The organism is Streptomyces sp. NPDC017940, assembly GCF_044328435.1.
Taxonomy (GTDB): domain Bacteria; phylum Actinomycetota; class Actinomycetes; order Streptomycetales; family Streptomycetaceae; genus Streptomyces.
Genome location: NZ_JBIRHJ010000005.1, coordinates 160,725 through 183,458 on the forward strand (window position 1 = coordinate 160,725; position 22,734 = coordinate 183,458).

A 22,734-nucleotide genomic window follows, 5' to 3' on the forward strand; every position below is an offset into this window, starting at 1 on the left:
ACGAGGGGGAGGAACCCATGCAGTTCCGCATTCTTGGCCCCGTGGAGATAGGCGAGGAGCGCACCGGCCGGCGAATCCTTCCCGCGGGCGCCAAACAACGGGCCCTGCTCGGCGCCCTGGTGGCCATGGCCGGCCACCACGTGTCGGTGGCCCGCCTCATCGACGAACTGTGGGGCGAGCACCCCCCGGCAGGCGCCGCCAACGCCCTGCAAGCCCACGTCGCCCGCCTGCGCCGCCTCCTGCCCGCCCCCGCCCCTACGACGGGGCCCGCAGGCACGGGCACAGGCGCAGGCGCGGGTGCCGGGGCGAGTGCCGGGACGGGCGCAGGCGCAGGTGCCGGGGCGGGGGCGGGTGCGGGTATCTGGACCTGCCCGCCGGGCTACGTCCTGCGCCTGGGCCCGGCCGGCACCGACGCCGGCCGCTTCCAGCAGCTGACCGCCAAGGGCCGCCGGCTCGCCGCGCACGATCCCGCCCGCGCCGCCGAACTCCTGCGCGCCGCCCTGACGCTGTGGCGCGGCCCCGCCCTGGAGGGCAGCCTCGGCGGCGACATCTGCGCCGCCGAGGCCACCCGCCTGGAAGAACACCGCCTGGCCGCCCTGGAACTGCTGCACGAGAGCTCTCTGCGCGCCGGACGCCACGGTGAGATCATCGGCGAACTCGAGGAACTCACCGGCGATCACCCCATGCGGGAACGTTTCTACGACCAGCTAATGCTCGCGCTCTACCGGTGCGGGCGCCAGGCGGAGGCCCTGCGCGTCTACGAGCGGGCCCGCAGACGCCTGGTGAACGAACTGGGCGTGGAACCCGGCCCGGCCCTGCGCGCACGCATGGAAGCCATCCTGCGCCACGACACCGCCCTGAGCGCCCCCACCCCCGTCCTCTCCCCCGCCGCCGCCTCCGCCGCCGTCCAGGCGTACACCCTCGCCGCGGCCGCTCCGGCGGGCCAGGGCCTGATCCTGCACACCAGCACCAGCACCAGCACCAGCACCAGTACAGGTACGAGTACAGGTACGGCTGTGAGTACGGGTACGGCTGTCAGTACAGGTACAGGTACAGGCGCGGGTGCGGGTGCGGGTGTATCCGGGGTTATGGATACGGATGTGGGGGCGGGGGTGGGGGCGGGTGAGACGGTGCAGAGTCTGGGCAGTGAGATCGCGCGCCTGCACCACCGCATCGAGGGCCTGCGGGTCCAGCAGCGCCAGTTGCAGCGCCGTTTCGAGGCCCTGGCAGCCGCCGTCGGCCAGCCCGCCCCCGCCCCGGCGGCGGCGGTGGCGGCGGTGGTGGTGCCCGCGCCGGTGCCGGTGCCGTAGCGCAGAAGGGGGGGCGGGGCGGGGGGTGTGCGGCGGTCTTGCCGGGGACGGGGTACGACCCGGCAAGACCGCCGCGGACCGGGACCGGCGGACAGGTGTCCGGCGGTGGGCAGGCACGGGGGAGGCCTGCCGTGTCCCGGCCCGACCCACCCTGGTGCCTGCCGCCTGAGCGGCGCTCGAACATCACCAGGCCCCCCGGGGCCGGGGGGTGTTCAGGGGGTGTGGCGGGCGGCGGTCGCGGCGGCGATGGCGTGGGCCAGGCCGCGTCCGGCGCTCTCGCAGCAGCTGTTCGTGCCGGGGCCCTCGGCACCGCTCTGGGCGGTGCCGAGGACGACCAGGGGGGCGCGGCCGCAGTGGGCGGCCAGGTGGCGGGCCAGTTCGTAGGCCAGGGCGCCGGCGCCGGAGAAGGCGCCGAGGACCAGGGGGGCGTGTGCGTGCAGGTGGGGGGCGAGCAGGGGCAGGCAGTGGGGGACGCGGGCCGCGTCGGGGTGCAGGGCCATCAGGGCCTGCGGGCCGGGGTAGTGGCGTGCCAGGGCCTGGTGGCAGGTGTGGGGGGCGCCGGGTGCGGCGATCAGGCAGACGGTGCCGGCGCCGTCCTGCCGGGGCGGGCGCAGGTGCACCAGGCCGGGGGCCGCGGCGGCGGGCGGGTCGTACAGCAGGGCCGCGGGGGTGTCCGCGGTGCTGCCCAGGCCGGCCAGGGCCTGGGTGATGGTGGTGTTCTCCCCCGCGATCAGGGGCAGTTGGCGCAGCAGCCGGGCGCTGCGGGCCAGCAGGGCGGCGGCGGTGTCGTCGGGCAGCCGGGCGCGGTCGTGGACGGCGGTCAGTACCAGGCAGCCCGCGCTGTCGCGGTGGGCCAGCACGCCGATGGGGTGGGCGCTGTGCTCGCCGGCCGGTTCGGGTTCCTCGACGTGGATGCTGCGGGCGGCAAGGGCCAGGGTGATCTCTTCGGCGGGGCGGTGGGTGTGGGCGAAGGACAGCAGTGTCTGGGGGGCCGGGGCGGTGGTCCACTCCCGGATGCGGCCGGCGGTGAGCCATTCGTAGGCGCTCAGGTCCAGGATCTGGTCGCGGGCCTGCTGGAGCAGGGCGGTGACGGGGGCGCCGGGGTCGACGTGCAGGGTCACCGGCAGCGGGCTCTCCAGCGGGCCGGGCAGGCGGGTGATGCCTTCCATGGGGATGCCGCGCCCGGAGACGGTGACGTGGAAACCGACCGGCGCCGCGCCGCTGTGCCGGCCGGCCAGGTGCAGCAGCATCGCCCACACCGCTTGCAGCGCGTTGCTCTCCGAGGCGCCGTGGCGGGCCGCCCAGGTGGTCAGGCGGGCGGCCTCGGCGCGGGTGAGGCGGGCCCGGGTGCGGCCAATCCCGCTGTGTCCGGTCACCGCGCCGGGCCGCGCCCGGGGCAGGGGGGAGGCGGGGCCGGCCTGGCGGGTCAGCAGGTCACGGGCGGCGCGGGGGTCCTGCTCGTTGAGCCAGCGCCGGTAATCACGCAGGTCCGGTCGGCGCTCGGCGCCCGGCAGGGAGCCGCCTGCCAGGTAGGCGCGGTAGAACTCCTGTACCAGGATCCGTACGCTCCATGCGTCCAGCAGGCCGCGGTGGTAGGTCAGCAGCACGAAGGTCGGTGCCGCCTGCGCCTGTTCCCGTCCCGGTGCCGGTGCCGGTGCCGGTGCGGCCGCGGGGTCGGGCGGGGCGCCTTCCAGCAGGGCCGCGCGCAGCATCCCGGGCCGGGCCGGGTCGAACCCGCGCCGGCGTTCTTGTTCCATCAGGGCCTGGCGGGTCAGCCGGTGGTGGGCGTAGCGGGTCACGGTGGCGCGGGCATGGGCGTGCAGGGCCACCCGGGGTGCGGGGTCGAAGACGAACGCCGCCCGCAGCACCGCCTCCCGGTCGAAGACCGACTGCCAGGCGGCCCTGAACCGGGCGGTGTCCAGCGGCCCGTGCCAGCGCCAGCACAGCTGCGCCACCTGGTGCTCGGGGTGGGCGGCGATGTCGGCGAGCAGTTCCTGCTGGAGGTCGGTGGCCTCCAGCACCTGCGGCAGCCGCGGCCACCCCCCGCTCCCTTCCCCGGCGCCGGGGCTCTTCCTCCCGGCAGAGCTGCCCGCAGGGCCACTGCCCCCGTCGCTGCCCCCGTCGCTGCCGCCGTGGCTGTCGCCGTGGCTGCCGTGGCCGCGGTCACGGTGGCTGTCGCTGTCGTGGGGGTGGTCGTTGTGGTGGGGGGCGGCGGTGAGCAGGTCGGCGAGGATCCCCAGGGGGTACAGGCCGGTGAGCTCGAGGGTGTGGTGGGCGGGGCCGTGGCGCAGGATGTGCGGCCGCTCCTCACGCAACGCCGGCTGGTCGGCGGCGACATGGGCCAGTGCCGCCTCCAGCAGCGCGGGGTCCAAGGGACCGCGCAGTTCCAGTGTGGAGGGGGCATCGAGCATGAGCGCGCCCGCGTCGAGCACGGCGGTCAGCGGCCCGTGCGCCTGGTTGCGTCCGTCGGTCATCGGCTCTGCGGGGCCGGCGTGTCACCGCGGGTGCCGCGGCTGCGCGACGGCGGCCGGCCCCGTCCTCCTCTCCTGCGAGCGCAGAGATCGAGCATGGCCCCCCGGCCCCACATCACCCTGACGTGGCGCTGACACGAACGTCAGCGGCACAGCCCGGCCTGCCGCCCCTCGGGCCACCCGACACCCCCCACCGGCCCGCCCGCAAGCCCGCGGGACACATCCGCCGCGGGGGAAACAGCCCGGATACGGACAGCCTCCGCAAGGCGGACGGCAAAGCACGGGCTGCGGACGGCAATCCGCCCGGGGGGCGCCGAGGGGGGACGGCAGTGCGGCGGGGGGGCGGGGGCGGTCCGGCCGGGTGCGTCCGGGCACCCCCCGGGCGGCCACGGGCGGCCCGGGGGGTGCGGGAGTGCGCCGGGGGGGTGCCGGGGGTGCTGGGGGCGGGTCAGCGGGGGGTGGTGAGGTGGTGGACGGCCGTCTCGGCGTGTTCGCGGGCCAGTTCCATCAGGATGCGGCTGTCGTGGCCGAGGCGGGCGCGTATCTGGCGCCGGGCCCGGCTCAGCCCCGAGGAGAGCCCGCCGGCAGCCGGGCGGGTGCGCTGGAGGGCGTCCTCGGCCAGGACGACGTGGTGGCGGGCCACCACGGTCACCCCGCTCTCGTCGGGGTCCACCAGCCACTCGCCGCAGTGCGCGGCCAGCGGGCCGCGGGGCCGGACCTCCTTGAACACGATGCGGCCGGCGTGCGGGAAGCACACCCGTACCGATTCGACGTCCTGCTCGCTGCCGTCCCCGCCGCGCACCCCCATGGTGATCTTCTGGATGCCGGCCTGGGTCTCGTCCAGGTCCACGCGGGTGATGTGCGGGACCTGCGCGCTCCAGTCGGCCGCCTCGTACAGGAAGCCGTAGACGAGTTCGGCGGGTCCCTGGACGCGCGTGCTCTCCTCGAAGGAGAGGACCAGTTCGGGAAGGCGCAGGAAGCGGCGGGCGATGTCCTGGAGGCTGTCGAGGTCGGCGCGGGCGTTGGCGCGGGTGGCCCGTTCCAGCCAGGCCAGGTGGTCGGGCCGGTCGTCCACGGCGCTGAAGGCGTGGTCGATGGCCAGCCGGCTGCGCCGGGGGCCCAGTTCGGTGACCGACCAGGTGCCGCCCATGGAGGCGGCGGGGTGCATCAGCTGCTCCTGCTGGTAGGTGACGGTGCGCCGGGCGGGGTTCTGCACCCGCCTGGAGGTCCAGGACTTGACCTGGTTGTCGGCGACCACCCACATGCGCAGACGTTCGTGTACTCCGTCGTAGTCCAGGCGTTCGACGTGGACGTTGGCGGGAAAGTACAGCGGCCACTGCACCGCGTCGGCGATCAGCCCGTAGACGACTCCCGCGGGGGCCTCCACCTCGACCGCGTGCGAGACCCGGTGAACACGCTCGTCCGGCACCGGCACCACCTTCTTTCGAGAAAAAGGGCGCCGCTTGTGGCTGCGGTGGTGCGGGCGCGGGGGCCGGCAGGCCAACGGGATCGGCAGCGGTCATGGGCAGCCCTTGGTCAGGGGCTCAGCAGTGGGCCCACTGTCGTCCAGGGTGCTCAAGCGGTGGTGGAGCCCGCCTGGAGCCGGCCGCCTGGGTCCTCTTGGGGGTGGTTGTGCCCGGCCGCCCGCGCCCCGGCCGGAAAATAAAAGGGGGGGGCGGGGGGCGGGGGGATTCTCAGGCGGCGTAGAGGTCGAAGGTGGAGCCGCGGCGGGGTCCTGCGGCGACGTCCAGCTGCGGGTCGACGGCCAGCATGGCCTGGTGCAGGCGCTGCATCTGGGGTGAGGGCTCCACGCCGAGCTCGTCGATGAGGCGGGCGCGCAGCCTGCGGTAGATGTCCAGGGCCGAGGCCTGCCGGCCCGAGCGGTACAGGGCCACCATGGCCTGGGAGTGCAGGCCTTCGTGCTGGGGGTAGCGGGCGGTCAGTTCGGTGAGTTCGGCGATGAGTTCGGAGTGCCGGCCAAGGCGCAGGTCGGCGTCGATGCGCCGTTCCAGGGTGCCAAGGCGGCTCTCCTCCAGGCGCATCACCTCGATCTCCAGGATGGGGCCGGTGCGTACGTCCACCAGGGTGGGTCCGCGCCACAGGGCAAGGGCCTGGCGGAAGTGCTCGGCAGAGGCACCGTCGTCACCGGCCTCGAAGGCGCCGCGGCCCTGGACGATGAGGTGTTCGTACTGGTGGACGTCCACGCTCTCGGGTGCGATCTGCATCAGGTAGCCGCCGTGCCGGGTGGCCAGGACGTCCTTGGCGCTGCCGGGTGCGTCGGGGCCCATCGCGGTGCCAAGGCGGCGGCGTAACTGCAGGATGTAGGTCTGCAGCGTGGTCAGCGCGCTCTGGGGCGGCTCCATGCCCCAGATCTCCTCCATCAGGATCGGGACGGGTACCAGCCGTCCCGGGGAGAGGGCGAGCAGGGACAGGATCTGCCGCGGTTTCGCCGCCGTCGGGACGATCGACCCCCCGTTGACACTGGCGCTCAGCGGCCCCAGGACCTGAATCTCCACGGGAATTGTCCTTTCGTACTTCGTCGAGTTCCTCTCAGTGGCTGATGCCATCACCGCGAGCACATTAGCCAAAGCCCCCGGGGCCCTTGACGCTTCTCGAGCCGTCCTTGAGACAAGGTGAAAGCAACATATTCCCCGGCCCTCTCCTCCCCGCCCCGCCCCCCTTTTTTTTGCCGGCCCGTGCGGGCCGGCGGGGGCGGGAGCGGGGCCGGGCCCGCACATTTTCCGCGATAATCTTCGGCAGCAAAGCTTTTCGGCGGCAAAGAAGTTGAGGGGGCGGCGGGTGACGCCGATCACCGGCCGCCCCTGCCTGCGCCCGTCCCGGTGGGTGGCAACCCGGTGGCGGGCGGGCCTGCGCGAAAGCACCCGGGCCGCCCGGCAGCCAGTTGCCGCACTCCCCGCACGCCCCCCGGGCCGTTGCATGCCGCCGGGGTGCGGGGCCGCCTGGCGGGGTGTGGCCCCGGGGCGGGGTTCCGGGTGCGGTGCGGGTCCCGGGGTGTGCGGGGAAGCGTCCCGGGGTGTCCGGGCCGTCCCTGGCCGCGGGGTGACCGGGCCGGGCGCGGCTGCGGGGTGCCCGGGCCTGTCTGGCCCGGGGTGTCCGGGCCGGTGTCGGCGCGGGGTGTCCTGCGCGGGCGGCCCGGGAGGGCGGCGCACCCCGAGGGGGCGGGCGGGTCAGCTGACGGGGGTGAGGCGGGGCCGGGCGGGCTCGGCCGCGGCGGCGGTCTCGGGGCCGGCCAGCAGGATCGAGCGCTGCATCCGGCGCAGGCCCGCCGAGGGCTCCAGGCCGAGTTCGCGCACCAGGGTGGCGCGCAGCCGCTGGTAGACGTCCAGGGCCTCGCCCCTGCGCCCCGAGCGGTGCAGGGCCAGCATGAACTGGGCGTGCAGGTTCTCGTGCGTACGGTGGCGGTTGACCAGGACGGTGAGCTCGGCGAGCAGCTCGCGGTGGCGCCCCAGGCGCAAGTCGGCCTCGATCCGCTGGTCCAGGGCGCACAGGCGGCTCTCGTGCAGACGCCGGATCTCCACCTTCAGCTGGGACCCGGCCGGGACATCGGCCAGCGCGTCCCCGCTCCACAGTGCCAGCGCCTGGCGCAGCTGCCGGGCGGCTCCCGCGTAGTCCGAGCCGTCCATGGCCCGGTAGCCCATCCCCGCGAGACGCTCGAACTCCCGGGCGTCGTTGTCCCCCTGGCCCCCGGCCAGCAGATAGCCGCCCGGCGTGGTCACCAGCACGTCCTTGGCCGAGCGCCGCCCCCGCCCGCCACCGTCACCGGCCTCGTATCCCGCTGCGGTGTCATAGCCCGCTGCGGTGCCGTGGCCCGTACCGGTGTCGTGGGCGGGTCCGGTGTCGTGGGCGGGGCCGGCGCGCAGGGCGGCGGCGATGAGTTCGCGCAGTTGCAGCACATAGGTCTGCAAGGTGGTGCGGGCGCTGCGCGGCGGGGTGGTGCCCCACAGCTCCTCCATCAGCGCCGAGACGGGAACCACGCGGTCGGCATGCAGCGCCAGCAGCGCAAGCACCTGACGGGGCTTGGGGGCGCTGGGCGTGACGGAGACTCCGCGCTCCTGTATCGCCAGTGCGCCCAGTACGTTGATGTCCACAGCGTTTCCCCTGTCCCGTGGATGCTGCCGCGCCGGGGGCTGTCCCCCTGCCCGGGGGCGGTCCCCCTACCCAACGATTCAAAAACAGTCCAGGCGGTTTGTCAATATGAAACCGCATGGATGGTTTCTATTTTTTGGCCGGATCGGGCCTGCAACCGCCCCGCGCATCCCGCGCCGCTGTCCCGCCGTGCGGGGTTGGTGTGCAGGTCACAGAGGTGCGCAACGGGCCGCTGGGGCCTGGTCCTTGGCGTCCGGGCGGGCGCGGCGCGGCGGGAGGGCGGGGTGCGGGGGCGGGGCCGTACCCGGGTGCGGATGCCGGGGTGCGGTACCCGCCGGGGGCGGATAACAGTCCGGTCAGTCGGTTTCTTGGGGGTGGGGACAGACGGAGACGGCCCCCGCGCCGGGACAGGCGGGAGCGGGGGCGGGGGCGGTGCCGCAGGGCACCAGGGCGGGCAGGGTGTCCTCGGGGGCCAGGCGCGGGAGCATGAATTCCCAGTAGTGGCGCAGGGTGGAGCGGGCGACCCATCTGGGGTCGGTACTGCCCAGGACCTCGAAGCCGACGGTGGCGGCAAGCACGGCGGCGCAGGCCTCCTCGGGGCCGATGCCGTCGGCGAGTTCGCCCTTGGCGGCCGCGGCGACAAGGAGCTGTTCGACCCAGTGCTGCCACTGGCCGCGCAGGTCCAGGGCCTCGCTGCGGCGCGGGGTGGTGCCGGCCAGCTCGAAACCGGCCCGCACCACGACATCGGCCTCCAGGCTGTGCATCAGCGCGTGGGTGGCATCCACCAGGCGCTGCAACAGGCTGACGTCACTGGCCTCGGCCTGGCGGGTGATACGGCTGATGGCACGGGCGGCGGTCTCCTCCACCGCACGGGCCAGCACCTGCTTGCTCTCGAAGTGGAAGTGCAGCGCGCCGCTGCTCACCCCCGCCCGGCTGCTGATGGTGCTGAGCGAGGCCGCGACGAAGCCTTCCTCGGCGAACGTCTGGGCCGCCGCCCGCATCAGCAACTGTCGTGTGCGCGCGGCTCGCGCTTGCTGCACCATGGTGGTTCTCCCGATCGTGGGGGGTGCACCGCGGCGGCGTGCACGCCGCCGCCCGGATGCCCTGACCTGCTCCACTCCCCCGTGGACACTGCGACTGATCAACACTGCGAAAACTTCGGCACTACGGGACTTCGGGACCCGTACGGGACTGAGGGACTACGGGACCCGTACGGGACTACGGGACTTCGGGCTGCGGCACTGCGGCCGTACGGGACTACGGCACTGCGGCACTGCGGGACTTCGGCCGTACGGGACAGAGGGTCTCCGGGACTGCGGGACTTCGGCGGTACGGGACTTGGGATCTGCGGGGCTTCGGGGCTTGGGCGGTACGGGGCTTCGGGGTGTGGGCGGTACGGGGCTTCGGGGTGTGGGCGGTAGGGGACTGCGGGGTGTGGGCTGTGGGGGTCTTGGGGCGGCGGGGGCGGCCGGGACGGCCGGGGGGTGGCGGGCGGGGTTCTCGGGCGGCGGGGCGGGGGGGGTGCCGCTACTGCGGGGGGTTTCCGTGTTTGCGTGAGGGCAGGTCGGCGTGCTTGTTGCGCAGCATGGCCAGGGACTTGATGAGGACTTCGCGGGTGGCGGCGGGGTCGATGACGTCGTCGACCAGACCGCGTTCGGCGGCGTAGTAGGGGTGCATCAGCTCGGCCTTGTACTCCTTGACCATGCGGGCCCGCATGGCCTCGGGGTCCTGGGCGGCGGCGATCTGGCGGCGGAAGATGACGTTGGCCGCGCCTTCGGCGCCCATGACGGCGATCTCGTTGGTGGGCCAGGCGTAGGTGAGGTCGGCGCCGATGGACTGGCTGTCCATCACGATGTAGGCGCCGCCGTAGGCCTTGCGCAGGATGAGGGAGATGCGGGGCACGGTGGCGTTGCAGTAGGCGTACAGGAGCTTCGCGCCGTGGCGGATGATGCCGCCGTGTTCCTGGTCGACCCCCGGCAGGAACCCGGGAACATCCAGGAGGGTGACGATCGGGATGTTGAAGGCGTCGCACATCTGCACGAAGCGGGCCGCCTTCTCGGAGGCCTCGATGTCCAGGACCCCCGCCAGCGCCTGGGGCTGGTTGGCGACGATGCCCACGACCTGCCCGTCCAGACGGGCCAGAGCACAGATGATGTTGCGCGCCCAGCGCTCGTGGACCTCCAGATAGTCGCCGTCGTCGACGAGCTCCTCGATGACCTTGGTCATGTCGTAGGGGCGGTTGCCATCGGCCGGAACCAGGTCGAGCAGGATCTCGCTTCTCCGGCCGGGCGGGTCGGTGCAGGGCAGCGGGCAGGGCGCCTGCTGGTTGTTCTGCGGCAGCAGTCCCAGCAGGTAGCGGACCTCGGCCAGGCAGGTCTCCTCGTCGTCGTAGGCGAAGTGGCACACCCCGGAGGTCTCGGCGTGCACGTCCGCGCCGCCGAGCCCGTTCTGGGAGATCTCCTCGCCGGTGACCGCGCGGACCACGTCGGGGCCGGTGATGAACATCTGCGAGGTCTCCCGCACCATGAACACGAAATCGCTCAGGGCGGGGCTGTAGGCGGCGCCGCCCGCGCACGGGCCCAGCATGACGCTGATCTGCGGGATCACACCCGAAGCCCGGGTGTTGCGCTGGAAGATGCCCCCGTACCCGGCAAGCGCGGAGACGCCCTCCTGGATGCGGGCGCCGGCGCCGTCGTTGAGGGAGACCAGCGGCGCACCGGCCGCGATGGCCATGTCCATGATCTTGTGGATCTTCGTGGCGTGGGCCTCCCCGAGCGCCCCGCCGAAGATCCGGAAGTCGTGCGCGTACACGAACACCGTACGGCCCTCGACGGTGCCCCAGCCGGTGACGACCCCGTCGGTGTAGGGCCTCTTGGCCTCCAGGCCGAACCCGGACGCCCGGTGCCTGCGCAGCTGCTCGACCTCCTGGAAGGACCCCTCGTCCAGGAGCAGACCGATCCGCTCACGGGCCGTCAGCTTGCCCTTGGCGTGCTGCGCCTCGGTCGCCCTCTCCCCCGGTCCGGCGAGGGCCTGTGCCCGCACAGCGCCCAGCTCCACCGCCCTCGCGCGCGCGTCAGCAGCCGGCTGCGCGTCAGGCGCGGCGCTCTCCAGCACCGTCGTCATGGCCCTTCCCCTTCCTGCGCGTGCCCTCAAGGGGGCGTACCCCCGGGACACCACCAGCAGAATTCTAACAAACCGCCTGTGCGGTTTTCGTGGATGGAGTGGGGGGATGGCTGGTCACCACCCCCCGCCCGAGAACGCTCTCAGGACGCCTGCTGCCAGCTCTCGGGGGCCCTGTAGGCCGGTGCGTGCCACCGTCCGCGCCCCAGCACACGGGCACCGGTGTTGACCGATTCCCGGCCCTGCCCCCCGCCCGGGTGCGCGCCCGCGCCCGCCGCGGCCGCCAGCGACAGCAGCGTCACCACCACCGCCGCCAGCTCCTCCGCGCTGGCCTGGCCCCGCGTGATACGGATCCAGTCCGCGCCCGCCACATCCTCCACCGCTGCCTCCCTCACCCTCGGCCCGGCCCACGGGCCCCTCGGCCGCCAGCCCTCGCCCCCGGCCCGTGACCCCGGCCCGCCGGGCCCGGGCCCATACGGCTCCCGGCCCGCTCGGCCCCGGCCCAGCGCCACACGGACCCCGGCCCGCTCGGCCCTCGGCCCAGCCGGTCCTTGACCCTCGGCCCTTGGCCCAGTCGGCTCTTGGCTCTCGGCCCAGTCGGCTCTTGGCTCTTGGCTCTTGGCTCTTGGCTCTTGGCTCTTGGCTCTTGGCTCTTGGCTCTTGGCTCTTGGCTCTTGAACGATCACGGTCTCCCGTGCGGCTCGAGAAGTGCTCGTATCCGCCTCGCAGCCGCGCCCGTTGACGCTTTCGTCCCCGGTGAGGGATGCGTGGCTCCGCGTATCCGGCAGCGGTGGCCGGGGGGTGAGGCGGGGCGGCCTGGGGCCGGGGCCGGGGGGTGCGGGGCAGCCCTGCGGCCGGGGGGTGGCCGCAGGGCTGTGTGCGTCAGGGGGTGCAGGGGGCGGCCCTGCCCTGCCCCCGGGGTGCTTGCCTGGCCCTGTCCTCTCCCCCGCCCCCTGGGGGGTGTGCGCGGGCGGGGGTGGGCCCGGGGGCTGGGGACGAGGGTCGGGGGGCGGGGGCTGGTGTGTGTGCGGGGGGGGTGGGGTCAGGGGTGGAGGGTGACGGGGAGGGTGGCGTAGCCGTTGACGATGAAGGATTCCACCGGTTCGAGAGTGTCCACGGGCTGGGCCAGGCGGATGTCGGGGAAGCGTTCGAACAGGGCGGACAGGGCGACTTCGCCTTCGAGCTGGGCCAGCGGGGCGCCCAGGCAGCGGTGCACGCCGTAGCCGAAGCCCAGTTCCTCACCGCGGTCGGTGCGCCGTACGTCGAAGACGCCGGCGTCCTGGCCGACGTCGGCAGGGTCCAGGCCGGCCGCGGCGAAGGAGACCAGGATGGCCTCGCCCTGTCTGATGGTGATGCCGTCGAGTTCGATGTCCTCCACGGCAAAACGCATGGGCGGGTAGGCGGCCGGGTTGCGGGTGCGCATGGTCTCGGCGACCACATCGGCCCACCGCGCCCGCCCCTGGCGTACGTGGTCCAGCTGGGCGGGGTCGGCCAGCAGAGCCGCGGCCGCGTTCACGATCAGGGTGGCGGCCGTGTCGTGCCCGGCGGCGATCAGCAGATACAGGGTGCCAAGGAGTTCGGGCTCGCTGAGTTTCTCGCCCTGGTCGCGGGCCTGGATCAGCGAGCTGGTCAGGTCCTGCCCCGGGGTGCGCCGCTTGAGGGCGACCAGCTCGGCCATCATCTCAAAGGCGCGTTCGTTGGCCGCTTTCATCTCCGCTGCACCGGCGGTGGTGTCGAAGACGGTGTGCACCATCGCGCACAGCTCGTCCCGCGCCGCGGGCGCCACCCCGAACAGCTCGCAGATGATACGGGTGGGCAGCAGATCGGCGTAGGCGGCCCGCAGGTCCACCACCTGCCCCGCCGCCAGCCCCGCAAGCCCCTCAAGCAGATCCGCCGCGCACCGCTGCACCCCCGGGCGCATGGCCGCGGTGCGGCGCGCGGTGAACGCCCCCGCCGCAAGACGGCGCAGCCTGCGGTGCTCGGGCCCGTAGGCGGTGAGCATGTTCTCGTTGTACACCCACGTGTACAGCGGCCACTGCTCGGTGATCCGGCCCTCGATGAACTCCGGCCAGTGCCGGCGCGGATCCCGCGAGACCCGCGGATCAGCCAGCAACTGCTTGACGTAACGCGCCTTGACCACCGCCCACGCCGGCACCCCGCCCGGCAGCAGCACCGACACCGCAGGCCCCTGCTCCCGCAACCACGCCGCCTGACCGGCATGATGCCGCCCCCGGGTATCCAGCGCATACGGACACGCAGCCATCTCCATCAGCACACTCCATCCACTCGACACCACACACCGGACACCGGACACCGGACACGAACTGAGCACTGACCGAAGGACACACAACAACCGTCCAGCACAAGACGGCACGAACCCGCCACCACACCCCGACACCCCGCACCAGGCGCCATGCACTGCGCCGGACACCCGGCACACACCCGGCACACGCCGGACACGGACCCGGCACGGGCCAGGCACGGACCCGGACCCGGCACGGGCCAGGCATGGACCCGGACCCGGCACGGACCGGGCACGGACCCGGCACACGCCGGGCACGCACCAGGCACGCACCCAGTACGGACCGGGAACGCACCCGGCACGGGCCGGGAACGCGCCGGGCACGGGGCCGGGCATGGGCCGGGCGCGGTGTCCGTGCCGCCGCGGGCAGTGCCGCACCGGACACGATGCACCCGCTGCACGCTGCGGCGGTACCGCGCCTCCCCCCGGGGGGGGGTGCGCCGCGCACTCCCCCGGAGGGTCAAGAACCGTGCTGGGGGCCGGACTTGCTGCCCGCGGCTGCGCGGGCGACATCAGGAAAGCACCGGAACCAGCCACCAGCCAGCCCCAACCCCCCGGCCCGGCCCCGCACACCCCCAAGAACCCGCACCGCACGGCCCCCTGGGGAGGGATGCGCCTGGCACCGTGCCCCGCGAACCGGGGAAACCCTGACCCGCCACCGCCCGCAGGAACGGACCCCAGCCCGAAACAGACCAGTAGGAACCATGCCAAAGCCCCACCGAGCCGAGCCCCGCACCAGGCCGTGGCCCGTACCGGGGCCGGGCCGTGGCCAGCGCCGAGCCGGGCCGGGCCGTGGCTCAAGCCGACGCCAGGCCTCGGCCGGGGCCGTGCCCCAGACCGATGCGTGGGCCGGGGCCAGGCTGCGGCATAACCGGACCCGGGACCAGGCCGAAACCGTGGCCGTGGCCGTGGCTCAAGCCGAAACCGAGCCGGCGGCCCAAGTCAGGCCTCGGCCGGAGCCAGGACCGGGCCACGGCCGTGGCCGGACCCGGGACCAAGCCGCAACCGTGACCGTGGCCGTGGCCAGGGGTGGGGTCAGGGGTGGGGTCAGGGCAGGGGGACGGTGTCCTCCTGTTCCTGGTGCCGTCTCATCGCCTCCTCATACACCCACTCCCCGCGCTGCAGGGAGAAGTCCAGGCGGGCCAGCACCGCCGGGGAGGCGATCGCCGACATCAGATAGGAGTAGAAGTCCAGCACCCGCTCCTGCAGATCCTCACGGCCCGTCAGGATCCCCGACAGGACCTGCACCCCGGTGAACGCCGCCACGAACACCTTCACCACCCGCGCCAGATCGACATGCGGCAGGATCTCCCCGGCCGCCTTCGCCTTCTCGAACAGCTCGGTGGTGTGCGCCAGCCAGCCCTCGACCGGCACCCGCCGGTCCAGCAGATCCCTGGGCCCGCCCTGCTCCACGGTCAGACGCATACTGCCCTGCACGATCGGATCCCCGGTGCCCTTTTGCAGCAGCCGCGCAAGCAGCACCGCCTCATCGATGGACATCTGCAGATGCAGCTCATGCACCGGCACCGCAGGCAACCCGCCCACCTGCGCATCCAGCACACCCTGCGCCAGCTCCTCCTTCGAAGCGAAGTGGAAATACAGCGCGCCCTTGGTCAGCCCCGACCTCTTCAGGATCTCCGAGATCGTCGCCGCCTCATACCCCACATCGTCAAAGACCTCGGCCGCCGCCGCGAGAATCGCCTTCCGCGTACGAATCGCTCTCTCTTGCCGCGCCACAGGCGCACCTCCGCAACCCCCGCTGCACGGACCAGGACGGGCAGCCCCACAACCCGCACCCCACCCAAAGGGCAGAACACAGACCACAAGACCACCACACACCCCCCCACCCCAACCCCAACCGAAACCACAGCCGGAGCCAGAACCACAACCGCCAACACAGCCACAACCGAACCCGAAACCGCGGCCACAACCGAACCCGCAGCCACAGCCGGACCCGCGACCGCGGCCAGAACGACAGCCACAACCGAAGCCCCAGCCTGAGCCGCAGCGCGAACCGCGGCCAGAGCCGGAGCCGGAGCCGGAACTCCGCCTGCCCGCAGCCGCCCCGCGGCCGAACCGCCACAGCGGACACCACCACCTGCACGGGACCGGACAGCCCGCCAGGAGACGGGCCGGTGATACATGTCCGCCGCCCCCGCCCCCCGCCCGGAGACAGAGAACAGGAGTCAACACACCCCATAATAAAACCAGGCGAGCGGTTTTGCAACGATTCCCGATCACGGATACCCGGCACCACCGGCCCGTCCGTACCGCCCCCACCCGCCCCGGCCGGCCTTTCACGGGGTCAACTACCCCTGAAATATGCGCTTTTGCCACGGGACGCGGCTTCGAGAAGACCCTCCGAAACGTTTTACAAGAAACCGGGGGGTCCGTATCTTTGGTCTCCGCACCGTCGCACCGTCCTCATCGACTCGGCGTCCGTACGGGAGAGGTCCATGACCCTGCTGACCGTAAAGAACCACGCCCAGCACAACCTCGAGACGGCAGAGCGGAACACCCCCGCTCCCCCCGCCACCGCCCCCGGGCCGGACACCGGCCCCACCACCACGGCGGACACCCCCCAGCACAGCCCGGACAACGACCCGGACACAGAAACCGGAACCGGACCCACCAACACCACCAACAGCAGCAGCACAAAGAACACCAGCACTACGGGCACCACAGGCACTACGGGCAACACGGGCAACACGGGCACCACCGGCACGGACACCACCAGCACTACCAACACGGGCACGGGCACCACGGCTGCTCACCACACCGGGTCAACCAGCACCACGAAGACCCCGGAAACCAGCACCGCAAAAACCGGCACCACGGGCACGGACAACACAGGTACGGATAACACAGGCACGGGCAACGCAGGCACGAGCGCCGCGAGTTCAGACCTCACCGCCCGCAACGCCACCGATAACGGCACCACAGGCCACCACACCACGGGCCACGGCACCACAGACGACAGCACTACCGCCACCGGCACCGCCGACGGGAACAGTGCCGGTGGCCGGGACAGCGCCAGTGGCAGGGCCGAGGCCGGGACCAGCACTGGGGACAGCGCCGGGATCGATACCGGGACCAGGTACAGCGCTAGGCCCGGTACCGGAGACGGGACCAGGAGCGGGGCCAGCGCCCGAGTCGGGGCCAGTGCCGAAGCCGGAACCGGGGACAGCGCCGGGGCGGGTGCCGGGACCGGGACCGGGACCAGCGTTAGGGACAGTGCCGGGTACAGCGCTAGGGCCGCTGCCGGGGACGGTGCCGGGGCCGGGGACAGCGCCAGGACCGGGACCGGGGACAGCGTTAGGGACGGTGCCGGGGACGGGACCAGGACCGGAGCCAGTGCCGGAGTCGGGACCGGGGCCGGGGACGGGGTCGGGGTCGGGTCCGGGACCAGGGACAGCGCCGGTGCCGGTGCCGGAGCTGGGGACGACGTTGGGGACGGGACTGGTGCCGGGGACCTCGACCAGGACCCCGAAACCACCGCCACCATCAACGAACTCACCCGCCTCCTCTACGACGGCGACGACTTCGACCGCCTCCACACCCCCTGGCGCAACCTCATCTCCACCAACGAATTCCGCCCCCAGACAAACCTCACCCCCACCCAGCAGATCACCCGCTCCTACCAACGCCTCCACCACGTCAACAACACCGCAGGCCCCCACCCCCACACCCTCGCCCAAGACCCCCAACGCCTCGCCGCCATGCACGAATGGCTCGGCCCCGTCGACGGCGGCCTCACCTCCCTCGCCAGCATCCACTACAACCTCTTCCTCGGCACCCTCCTCGACCACACCCCCACCACCAACACCAACAGCGGCAGCGGCAGCGGGGGCAGTGACGGCGACGGCAGCGGCAGCGACGGTGGCAGCGGCGACAACAGCAGAGACAACCAAGACCGCCAGAACCGCCGAGACCGCGGAACCGGCAGACACGACGGACACGGCGGAATAGACGAACGCGACCGGTACGACGGACGCGGCCGGCACGACGGCTACGACAAGCACGACGGACACGACGGGAACCGCACGGACCGGCACGACAGGCACGAGGGATACGACGGGAACCGCAGGGACCAGGACCGGCACGACGGACACGAGGGACACGACGGGAACCGCAGGGACCAGGACCCGCGCGAGGGATACGGCCGGCACGACGGCTACGAGGCAGGCGAGGGGATCCGCAGGGACCAAGACCGCCACCAGAACGACCGGAACGACCGGCAGGCCCCCCACCCCGGCGACCTCACCCCCTACCTCCTCCTCGAACAAACAGGAACGTTTCTCTGCACCGAACTCGAACACGGCAACGACGCCGCCAACCTCCAGACCACCGCCGACTACAACCCCAAAACCGGCGGCTTCACCCTCCACACCCCCCACCCCGGCGCCCAGAAATTCATGCCCAACACCAGCCCCCTCGGCGGCCCCAAAACCGCCCTCGTCGCCGCCCGCCTGCGCACCCACGGCCACGACCACGGCGTCCACCTCTTCCTGGTCCCCCTCACAGGCCACCACCACCCCCACCCCCACATCACCACCCACACCCTGCCCACCCGCACCGGCCCCACCATCGACCACAGCCTCACCTCCTTCCACCACCTCCCCCTCCCCCCCACCGCACTCCTCCAGGCCCCCCACAGCCACCTCGACCCCCACGGCACCCACCACACCACCATCGGCAACCCCCGCAAACGCTTCCTGCGCACCCTCAACCGCGTCACCCTCGGCAAACTCTGCATGAGTGCCGCCTGCCTCGGCATGGCCCGCACCGCCCTCACCACCGCCATCACCTACGCCCACAACCGCCACATCGCCGGCCCCCACAAAAACCAGCGCATCCCCCTCACCGCCCACCGCACCCACCACCAACCCCTCCTCACCCACCTCGCCACCACCTACGCCCTCACCCTCCTGCACCGCACCACCCTCACCCAATACACCCACCACACCCAAAACCCCCACACCACCCCCCACCAACGCGACACCATCGAACGCCAGATCGCCCTCACCAAAGCCATCACCACCTGGCAATGCCGCACCATCGCCATCGAATCCCGCGAACGCTGCGGCGCCCAAGGCCTCTTCCCCTACAACAACCTCCTCGAACAACAACTCAACATCGAAGGCGGCATCACCGCCGAAGGCGACAACCTCGTCATCACCACCAAAGCCGCCTCCGAAATGCTCTTCAACCACCAACCCCCACCCCCCACCCCACCCACCCAACCCCACACCCCCCAAACCCCCTACCAACAAATCACCGACCCCCACCACCTCCGCAACCTCCTCCTCACCCTCGAAACCATCCACCAGCACAACGCCCGCACCGCCCTGCGCAACGCACCCCCCGGCAACCCCCTCAACCGCTGGAACCACGCCAGCACCCACGCCCTCGACATGGCCCACACCCACACCCACCGCCTCGCCGCCGACGCCTTCCTCACCACCATCAACAACACCACCCACCCCCCCACCAAACACCTCCTCACCACCCTCTACCGCCTCTACACCTACACCCAACTCACCCCCCACACCACCACCCTCCTCACCCACAACCAACTCACCCACACCCAAACCCAAACCCTCCCCACCGCCCTCACCAACACCCTCAACACCCTCACCCCCCACCTCAAAACACTCACCCAAGCCCTCCACACCCCACCCCAATACCTCACCCACATCCCCCTCACCCACCCCCACTACACCCACCACATCCCCACCCACACCACCCACACCCACCCCAACAACACCAACACCAACACCAACACCAGCCACGACAACGACATGAGCAACGACAACAGCACAGACAACGACAACAGCTACGGCAGCGGCGACCGCGACACCGGCAACAACGACCGCGGCCCCGGCAGCGACCGCAACAACAACGAAGCAGACAGCCACAGCCAAACCAACAACGGCAACAACAACCACGACACAGGAACAAGCACAGGCAGCAACGACGGCATGAGCAGCAGCACAGGCACAGTTGCAGGTGGCAGTGGTCACCGCTACGACCGCCACTACCTCCACACCACCAACCACCACACCACCCAACCCACCACCACCCACAACCCCACCCACACCACCACCCACCACTGCACCCACCCCGACTGCCTCACCGACAACACCCACTGCATCACCCCACCCACCCCCACCACACAAACCACCCACTAACCCCACCCACCAACCCGCATCCACCACAGGCCACAACACACAGACCACCACCCACCCACAACCCGCACCCCGCAACCCCGCAACCACCCCCACCAGGCCGCGGCGCACGAGGGACGCCACGACCACCACACCAGCACCGCAGCACCGCAGCACCGGCACCCACAACACCCGGCAGCCCCCACCCACACCTGAGGGCCACCAAACACGTAACCACCAACAACAACAGCCAAGCCGAGACAACGAATGGGCCAGCAGCGAACAACCCCCACAGATTGAAGAGGTGGATAGGGCCTTCGAGGCACGCGAAGGACTGGACATCCTGACACCACCGATGGGAGCCGGTGGCGGTGGCAGGGGCCGAGTCACGGGGTTCGATGTTGTAGATCCCGTTGTTCTGCGCGTTGACCATGTCCGCCATGTCCTGCCTCAGCGGCGGCCTCGCACCGCGCTGCACCATTTGGGCCTGGAAGCCCGCGAGCGGAAACTGCTAGGGCGTGTATCGAAAGTGCTGGTCGTCGGCATGGCGCCGCCCAAAAATGACATGCGGTCTTCGCCGGATCGTGCTGGAATCGATCCCTATGAATGATCACTTTCTCGATGAAGCCGACTTGACGGACAGGATGGAGCGGAACCTGGCGGAACATGCCTGCCATCTGCACCGGAGCATGTCCGGTGCGACCGTCATGGAGACCGGTGACCTCCTGGTCGCGGACAGCGGCCTGGACGATGACACGTTCAACATCGTCGCCGCGGCCCGCTTCAAAGTCGGCGACGCCGCGGCCCGCATCTCCGAGACCGTCGGGACGCTGGCCGGCACCGGCCGCGGTTTCTCCTGGTGGGTGGGACCTGCATCGACACCGACAGACCTCACCACCCGCCTGGCAGCAGTCGGCCTGCCGGTGTCCGAGCGTGAGACGGCCATGTGGGCTGAGCTGGACGACACCCTGTCGATTCCCTCTGTCCCAGGTCTCGACATTCGAACGGTGACCACACCCGAGCAGCTCGCCGACTACGCCACCGTCCTCGCCGCGAACTGGAATCCACCCGCCGCAACCGTCCGTGACTTCTTCGCCCGTGCTGCTTCCCAGGCGCTGGCCGCGACCTGCCCCGCCCGGTACCTGGTGGGCTACGTGGAGAACCGTCCGGTCTGCTCCGCCGAGGTGTTCCACCACGCGGGAGTCGCCGGCATCTACAACATCTCCACTCTGGCCGCCCACCGCCGGCGCGGCTACGGCGGAGCCATCACGCTCGCGGCGCTTCACGCTGCCCGCGAGCGAGACCATGACATCGCGGTCCTTCAGGCATCGGCCGACGGCGAGCCGGTGTACCGCCGCCTGGGGTTCCGCGCCTGCGGCCAGTTCGTCGAACACGCCATCAACACCTGACCCTCCACGACTCCACGGACATCCGTCCGCCGTCCCTGATTGAGCTGTTCACAGCCATTCATCGATGGTTGTTACGAGGACAGTGGCCTCGTAACGGCCCGCAAGTTTGTCGTATCTCGTGGCTACAGCCCGGTTCCTTTTGAGGCAGTTGATGCCGCACTCGACGGCATGCCGAGCCTTGTAGTCCTCGGCGTCGAACCTGGGCGGCCGACCACCGAGGGGACCGAGCTTCTTGCGGTTGCGTGCCTGGTCGGCCTTGTCCAGAATGATGCGGCGGATGTCGCGACGGCGCAGGTAGCCGCGGTTCCGGCGGGAGGCATACGCCTTGTCCGCGCGGGCCAGGTTGGGTCGGCCGCGTGGCCGACCCGGCCCGAGGCGGGGCACGCGGACCTTCTTCAGTACGGGCTCGAACTGCGGCGAGTCGCCGCGCTGCCCGGCGGCGGGACTGGAGCCGAATAAGGATCCGCTGCCAGGTGCCGTTGCGCTGCCACCGACTGAAAAAGTCGTAGACCCGGCTCCATGTTCCGTACTGGACGGGCACGTCCCGCCACGGCACACCAGACCGTACACGGAACCGTATGCCGTTGATCAACTGCCGGTGCGGCCAGACAAGGGGCCACCCCACTCTCGCGCCGGCCAATGTCACCGGTCGGCGTAGCGATGGCGATCCTGTGTACCTCCGCGGGGGACGTTCGACGGGCGACTCGTCCCTAGCCTGGGCGTAGTCGCCGTCCGCGTTCGGGCGCCTGGTCATGCGCCGTATGGGTTAAGAGCGTCGGTAGGCAGGTGCTCCAGCTGGACACGTTCCCCGATGTCGTACTTGTCGGCCAGTTCCAGCAGCACATCGAGGACGGCGTGATCTTCTAGTGCATACCCGGTCGAGTCGAAGACGGTGCGCTGGCTGCGTAGTGCCCGTGCCCGCATGGGTGAGGCGAGCAGGCTCGGTAGGTCCGGGCCGATCTCCGCCATGCTCAGCCTCTGGCATTCGCCTTCTTTGCGGGCCTGCTCGAGGTGGTCGGGGACGACTGTGGCGGAGCGCAGCAAGTCTAGTGGCAGTTCAGTTTTTCCGGGCAGGTCGGCACCGACGGCGTTGATGTGAGCATGCGGTGTGAGGTGCGTGGCCTCAAGCACCGGTCCGCCGTCGACGGGGACTGAAGTGGCCGTGCAGATGATGTCGGCGGCTTCCTCGATCTCCTGCGGTGCTGCGACGCGGACGTTGAGCCCGAGGAAGGCGGTTCGTTCAGCGAAGCTAGCGCAATGCACGGGGTTGCTGTCATGCACGAGGACTTGGGAGAGGCGGAAGACCCGCGCGAGTGCGTGGAGCTGGGTGACGGACTGTGCTCCCGCGCCGATCAGTCCGACCGTGCCGCTGTCCGGGCGAGCGAGCAGCCGACTGGCTACAGCGGAGGCCGCGCCCGTGCGGACCGCGGTCGGCAGCACGCCGTCGCACACCGCGGTGAGATGCCCGCTGGTGTCGTCGAAGCGGGTGAGCGCGGCAAGGATGGTGGGCAGGGATCTTGAGGTCGGGTTAGCCGGTGTGTAGGCCACCGTCTTCAGGGTGAGGCAGCGCCCTGAGTCATGGTGCGGCATCCACTCCAGGACGCCGGTGCCGCCCGGGCAGCGCCGTACGCCGGCGCGGGCGGGCGTTATCGTCCCCTCCTGGTGGGCGAGGAGGAAGGCCTCCTGTAGGCGCTCTATCACCAGGTCCATGAGTTCATGGCGGCCGTGGAGCCGGATGAGCTCGTTGAGGTCGTCCTGGGTGATGACGAGGGTTTCGAGCCGCATACGGTCCCCCCTTCCGCTAGGCATAAGGGGCGAGGTACACCTGTTGAAACTATCTTCGTTGCT

Annotated in this window: 14 protein-coding genes and 1 pseudogene; 3 read left to right on the plus strand and 12 right to left on the minus strand. The window is 71.5% G+C overall.

The window, feature by feature from the left end:
- Positions 1–17 precede the first annotated feature (17 nt).
- Positions 18–1,310 carry a BTAD domain-containing putative transcriptional regulator gene (locus ACH4DX_RS18920; protein WP_398155931.1) on the plus strand — a complete coding sequence of 431 codons (1,293 nt, stop codon included), beginning with the start codon at positions 18–20 and terminating at the stop codon, positions 1,308–1,310.
- A gap of 212 nt (positions 1,311–1,522) precedes the next feature.
- Here the strand turns inward: ACH4DX_RS18920 and ACH4DX_RS18925 are convergent, their stop codons facing one another.
- From ACH4DX_RS18925 to ACH4DX_RS18965, 9 genes are all read right to left on the minus strand, one after another.
- Positions 1,523–3,784, minus strand: coding sequence for a condensation domain-containing protein (locus tag ACH4DX_RS18925; RefSeq protein ID WP_398155932.1), 2,262 nt, complete (start codon positions 3,782–3,784; stop codon positions 1,523–1,525).
- A 445-nt stretch (positions 3,785–4,229) separates the two neighbouring features.
- Positions 4,230–5,210, minus strand: a complete 981-nt coding sequence (locus ACH4DX_RS18930; protein ID WP_398155933.1) for an SRPBCC family protein — start codon at positions 5,208–5,210, stop codon at positions 4,230–4,232.
- Between the two features lie 265 nt (positions 5,211–5,475).
- A complete protein-coding gene (locus ACH4DX_RS18935; protein ID WP_398123902.1) occupies positions 5,476–6,297 on the minus strand; it encodes a BTAD domain-containing putative transcriptional regulator in 822 nt (273 codons plus the stop codon).
- A gap of 672 nt (positions 6,298–6,969) precedes the next feature.
- Positions 6,970–7,890 (minus strand): BTAD domain-containing putative transcriptional regulator, encoded by a 921-nt coding sequence (locus ACH4DX_RS18940; protein WP_398155934.1) that lies wholly within the window; start codon positions 7,888–7,890, stop codon positions 6,970–6,972.
- A 354-nt stretch (positions 7,891–8,244) separates the two neighbouring features.
- Entirely contained in the window at positions 8,245–8,931 is a 687-nt protein-coding gene (locus ACH4DX_RS18945; RefSeq protein WP_398155935.1) for a ScbR family autoregulator-binding transcription factor, read from the minus strand.
- 484 nt (positions 8,932–9,415) lie between these two features.
- Complete coding sequence (locus ACH4DX_RS18950; protein ID WP_398155936.1) at positions 9,416–11,011, minus strand: acyl-CoA carboxylase subunit beta; 1,596 nt, start codon at positions 11,009–11,011, stop codon at positions 9,416–9,418.
- Between the two features lie 140 nt (positions 11,012–11,151).
- A complete protein-coding gene (locus tag ACH4DX_RS18955; protein ID WP_398122436.1) occupies positions 11,152–11,388 on the minus strand; it encodes an acyl-CoA carboxylase epsilon subunit in 237 nt (78 codons plus the stop codon).
- A 662-nt stretch (positions 11,389–12,050) separates the two neighbouring features.
- Positions 12,051–13,187 carry a cytochrome P450 gene (locus ACH4DX_RS18960; RefSeq protein ID WP_398155937.1) on the minus strand — a complete coding sequence of 379 codons (1,137 nt, stop codon included), beginning with the start codon at positions 13,185–13,187 and terminating at the stop codon, positions 12,051–12,053.
- Positions 13,188–14,357: 1,170 nt separating this feature from the next.
- The gene (locus ACH4DX_RS18965; RefSeq protein ID WP_398122438.1) at positions 14,358–15,047 is read right to left on the minus strand and encodes a ScbR family autoregulator-binding transcription factor; all 690 of its coding nucleotides are present in this window, start codon (positions 15,045–15,047) and stop codon (positions 14,358–14,360) included.
- 719 nt (positions 15,048–15,766) lie between these two features.
- On the opposite strand from ACH4DX_RS18965, the gene ACH4DX_RS18970 reads away from it, so the two are divergent.
- The gene (locus ACH4DX_RS18970) at positions 15,767–19,501 is read left to right on the plus strand and encodes an acyl-CoA dehydrogenase (RefSeq protein WP_398155938.1); all 3,735 of its coding nucleotides are present in this window, start codon (positions 15,767–15,769) and stop codon (positions 19,499–19,501) included.
- A gap of 620 nt (positions 19,502–20,121) precedes the next feature.
- The gene (locus tag ACH4DX_RS18975; protein ID WP_398156218.1) at positions 20,122–20,886 is read left to right on the plus strand and encodes a GNAT family N-acetyltransferase; all 765 of its coding nucleotides are present in this window, start codon (positions 20,122–20,124) and stop codon (positions 20,884–20,886) included.
- Positions 20,887–20,934: 48 nt separating this feature from the next.
- Here the strand turns inward: ACH4DX_RS18975 and ACH4DX_RS18980 are convergent, their stop codons facing one another.
- From ACH4DX_RS18980 to ACH4DX_RS18990, 3 genes and pseudogenes are all read right to left on the minus strand, one after another.
- Positions 20,935–21,456: a transposase gene (locus ACH4DX_RS18980; protein ID WP_398155939.1), complete on the minus strand. Its 522-nt coding sequence runs from the start codon at positions 21,454–21,456 to the stop codon at positions 20,935–20,937.
- Positions 21,407–21,640 (minus strand): annotated as a pseudogene (locus tag ACH4DX_RS18985) (hypothetical protein); the annotation flags it as partial. The gene ACH4DX_RS18980 and the pseudogene ACH4DX_RS18985, both read right to left, overlap by 50 nt.
- A complete protein-coding gene (locus tag ACH4DX_RS18990; protein WP_398155940.1) occupies positions 21,637–22,671 on the minus strand; it encodes an ornithine cyclodeaminase family protein in 1,035 nt (344 codons plus the stop codon). The gene ACH4DX_RS18990 and the pseudogene ACH4DX_RS18985, both read right to left, overlap by 4 nt.
- Positions 22,672–22,734: the final 63 nt, after the last annotated feature.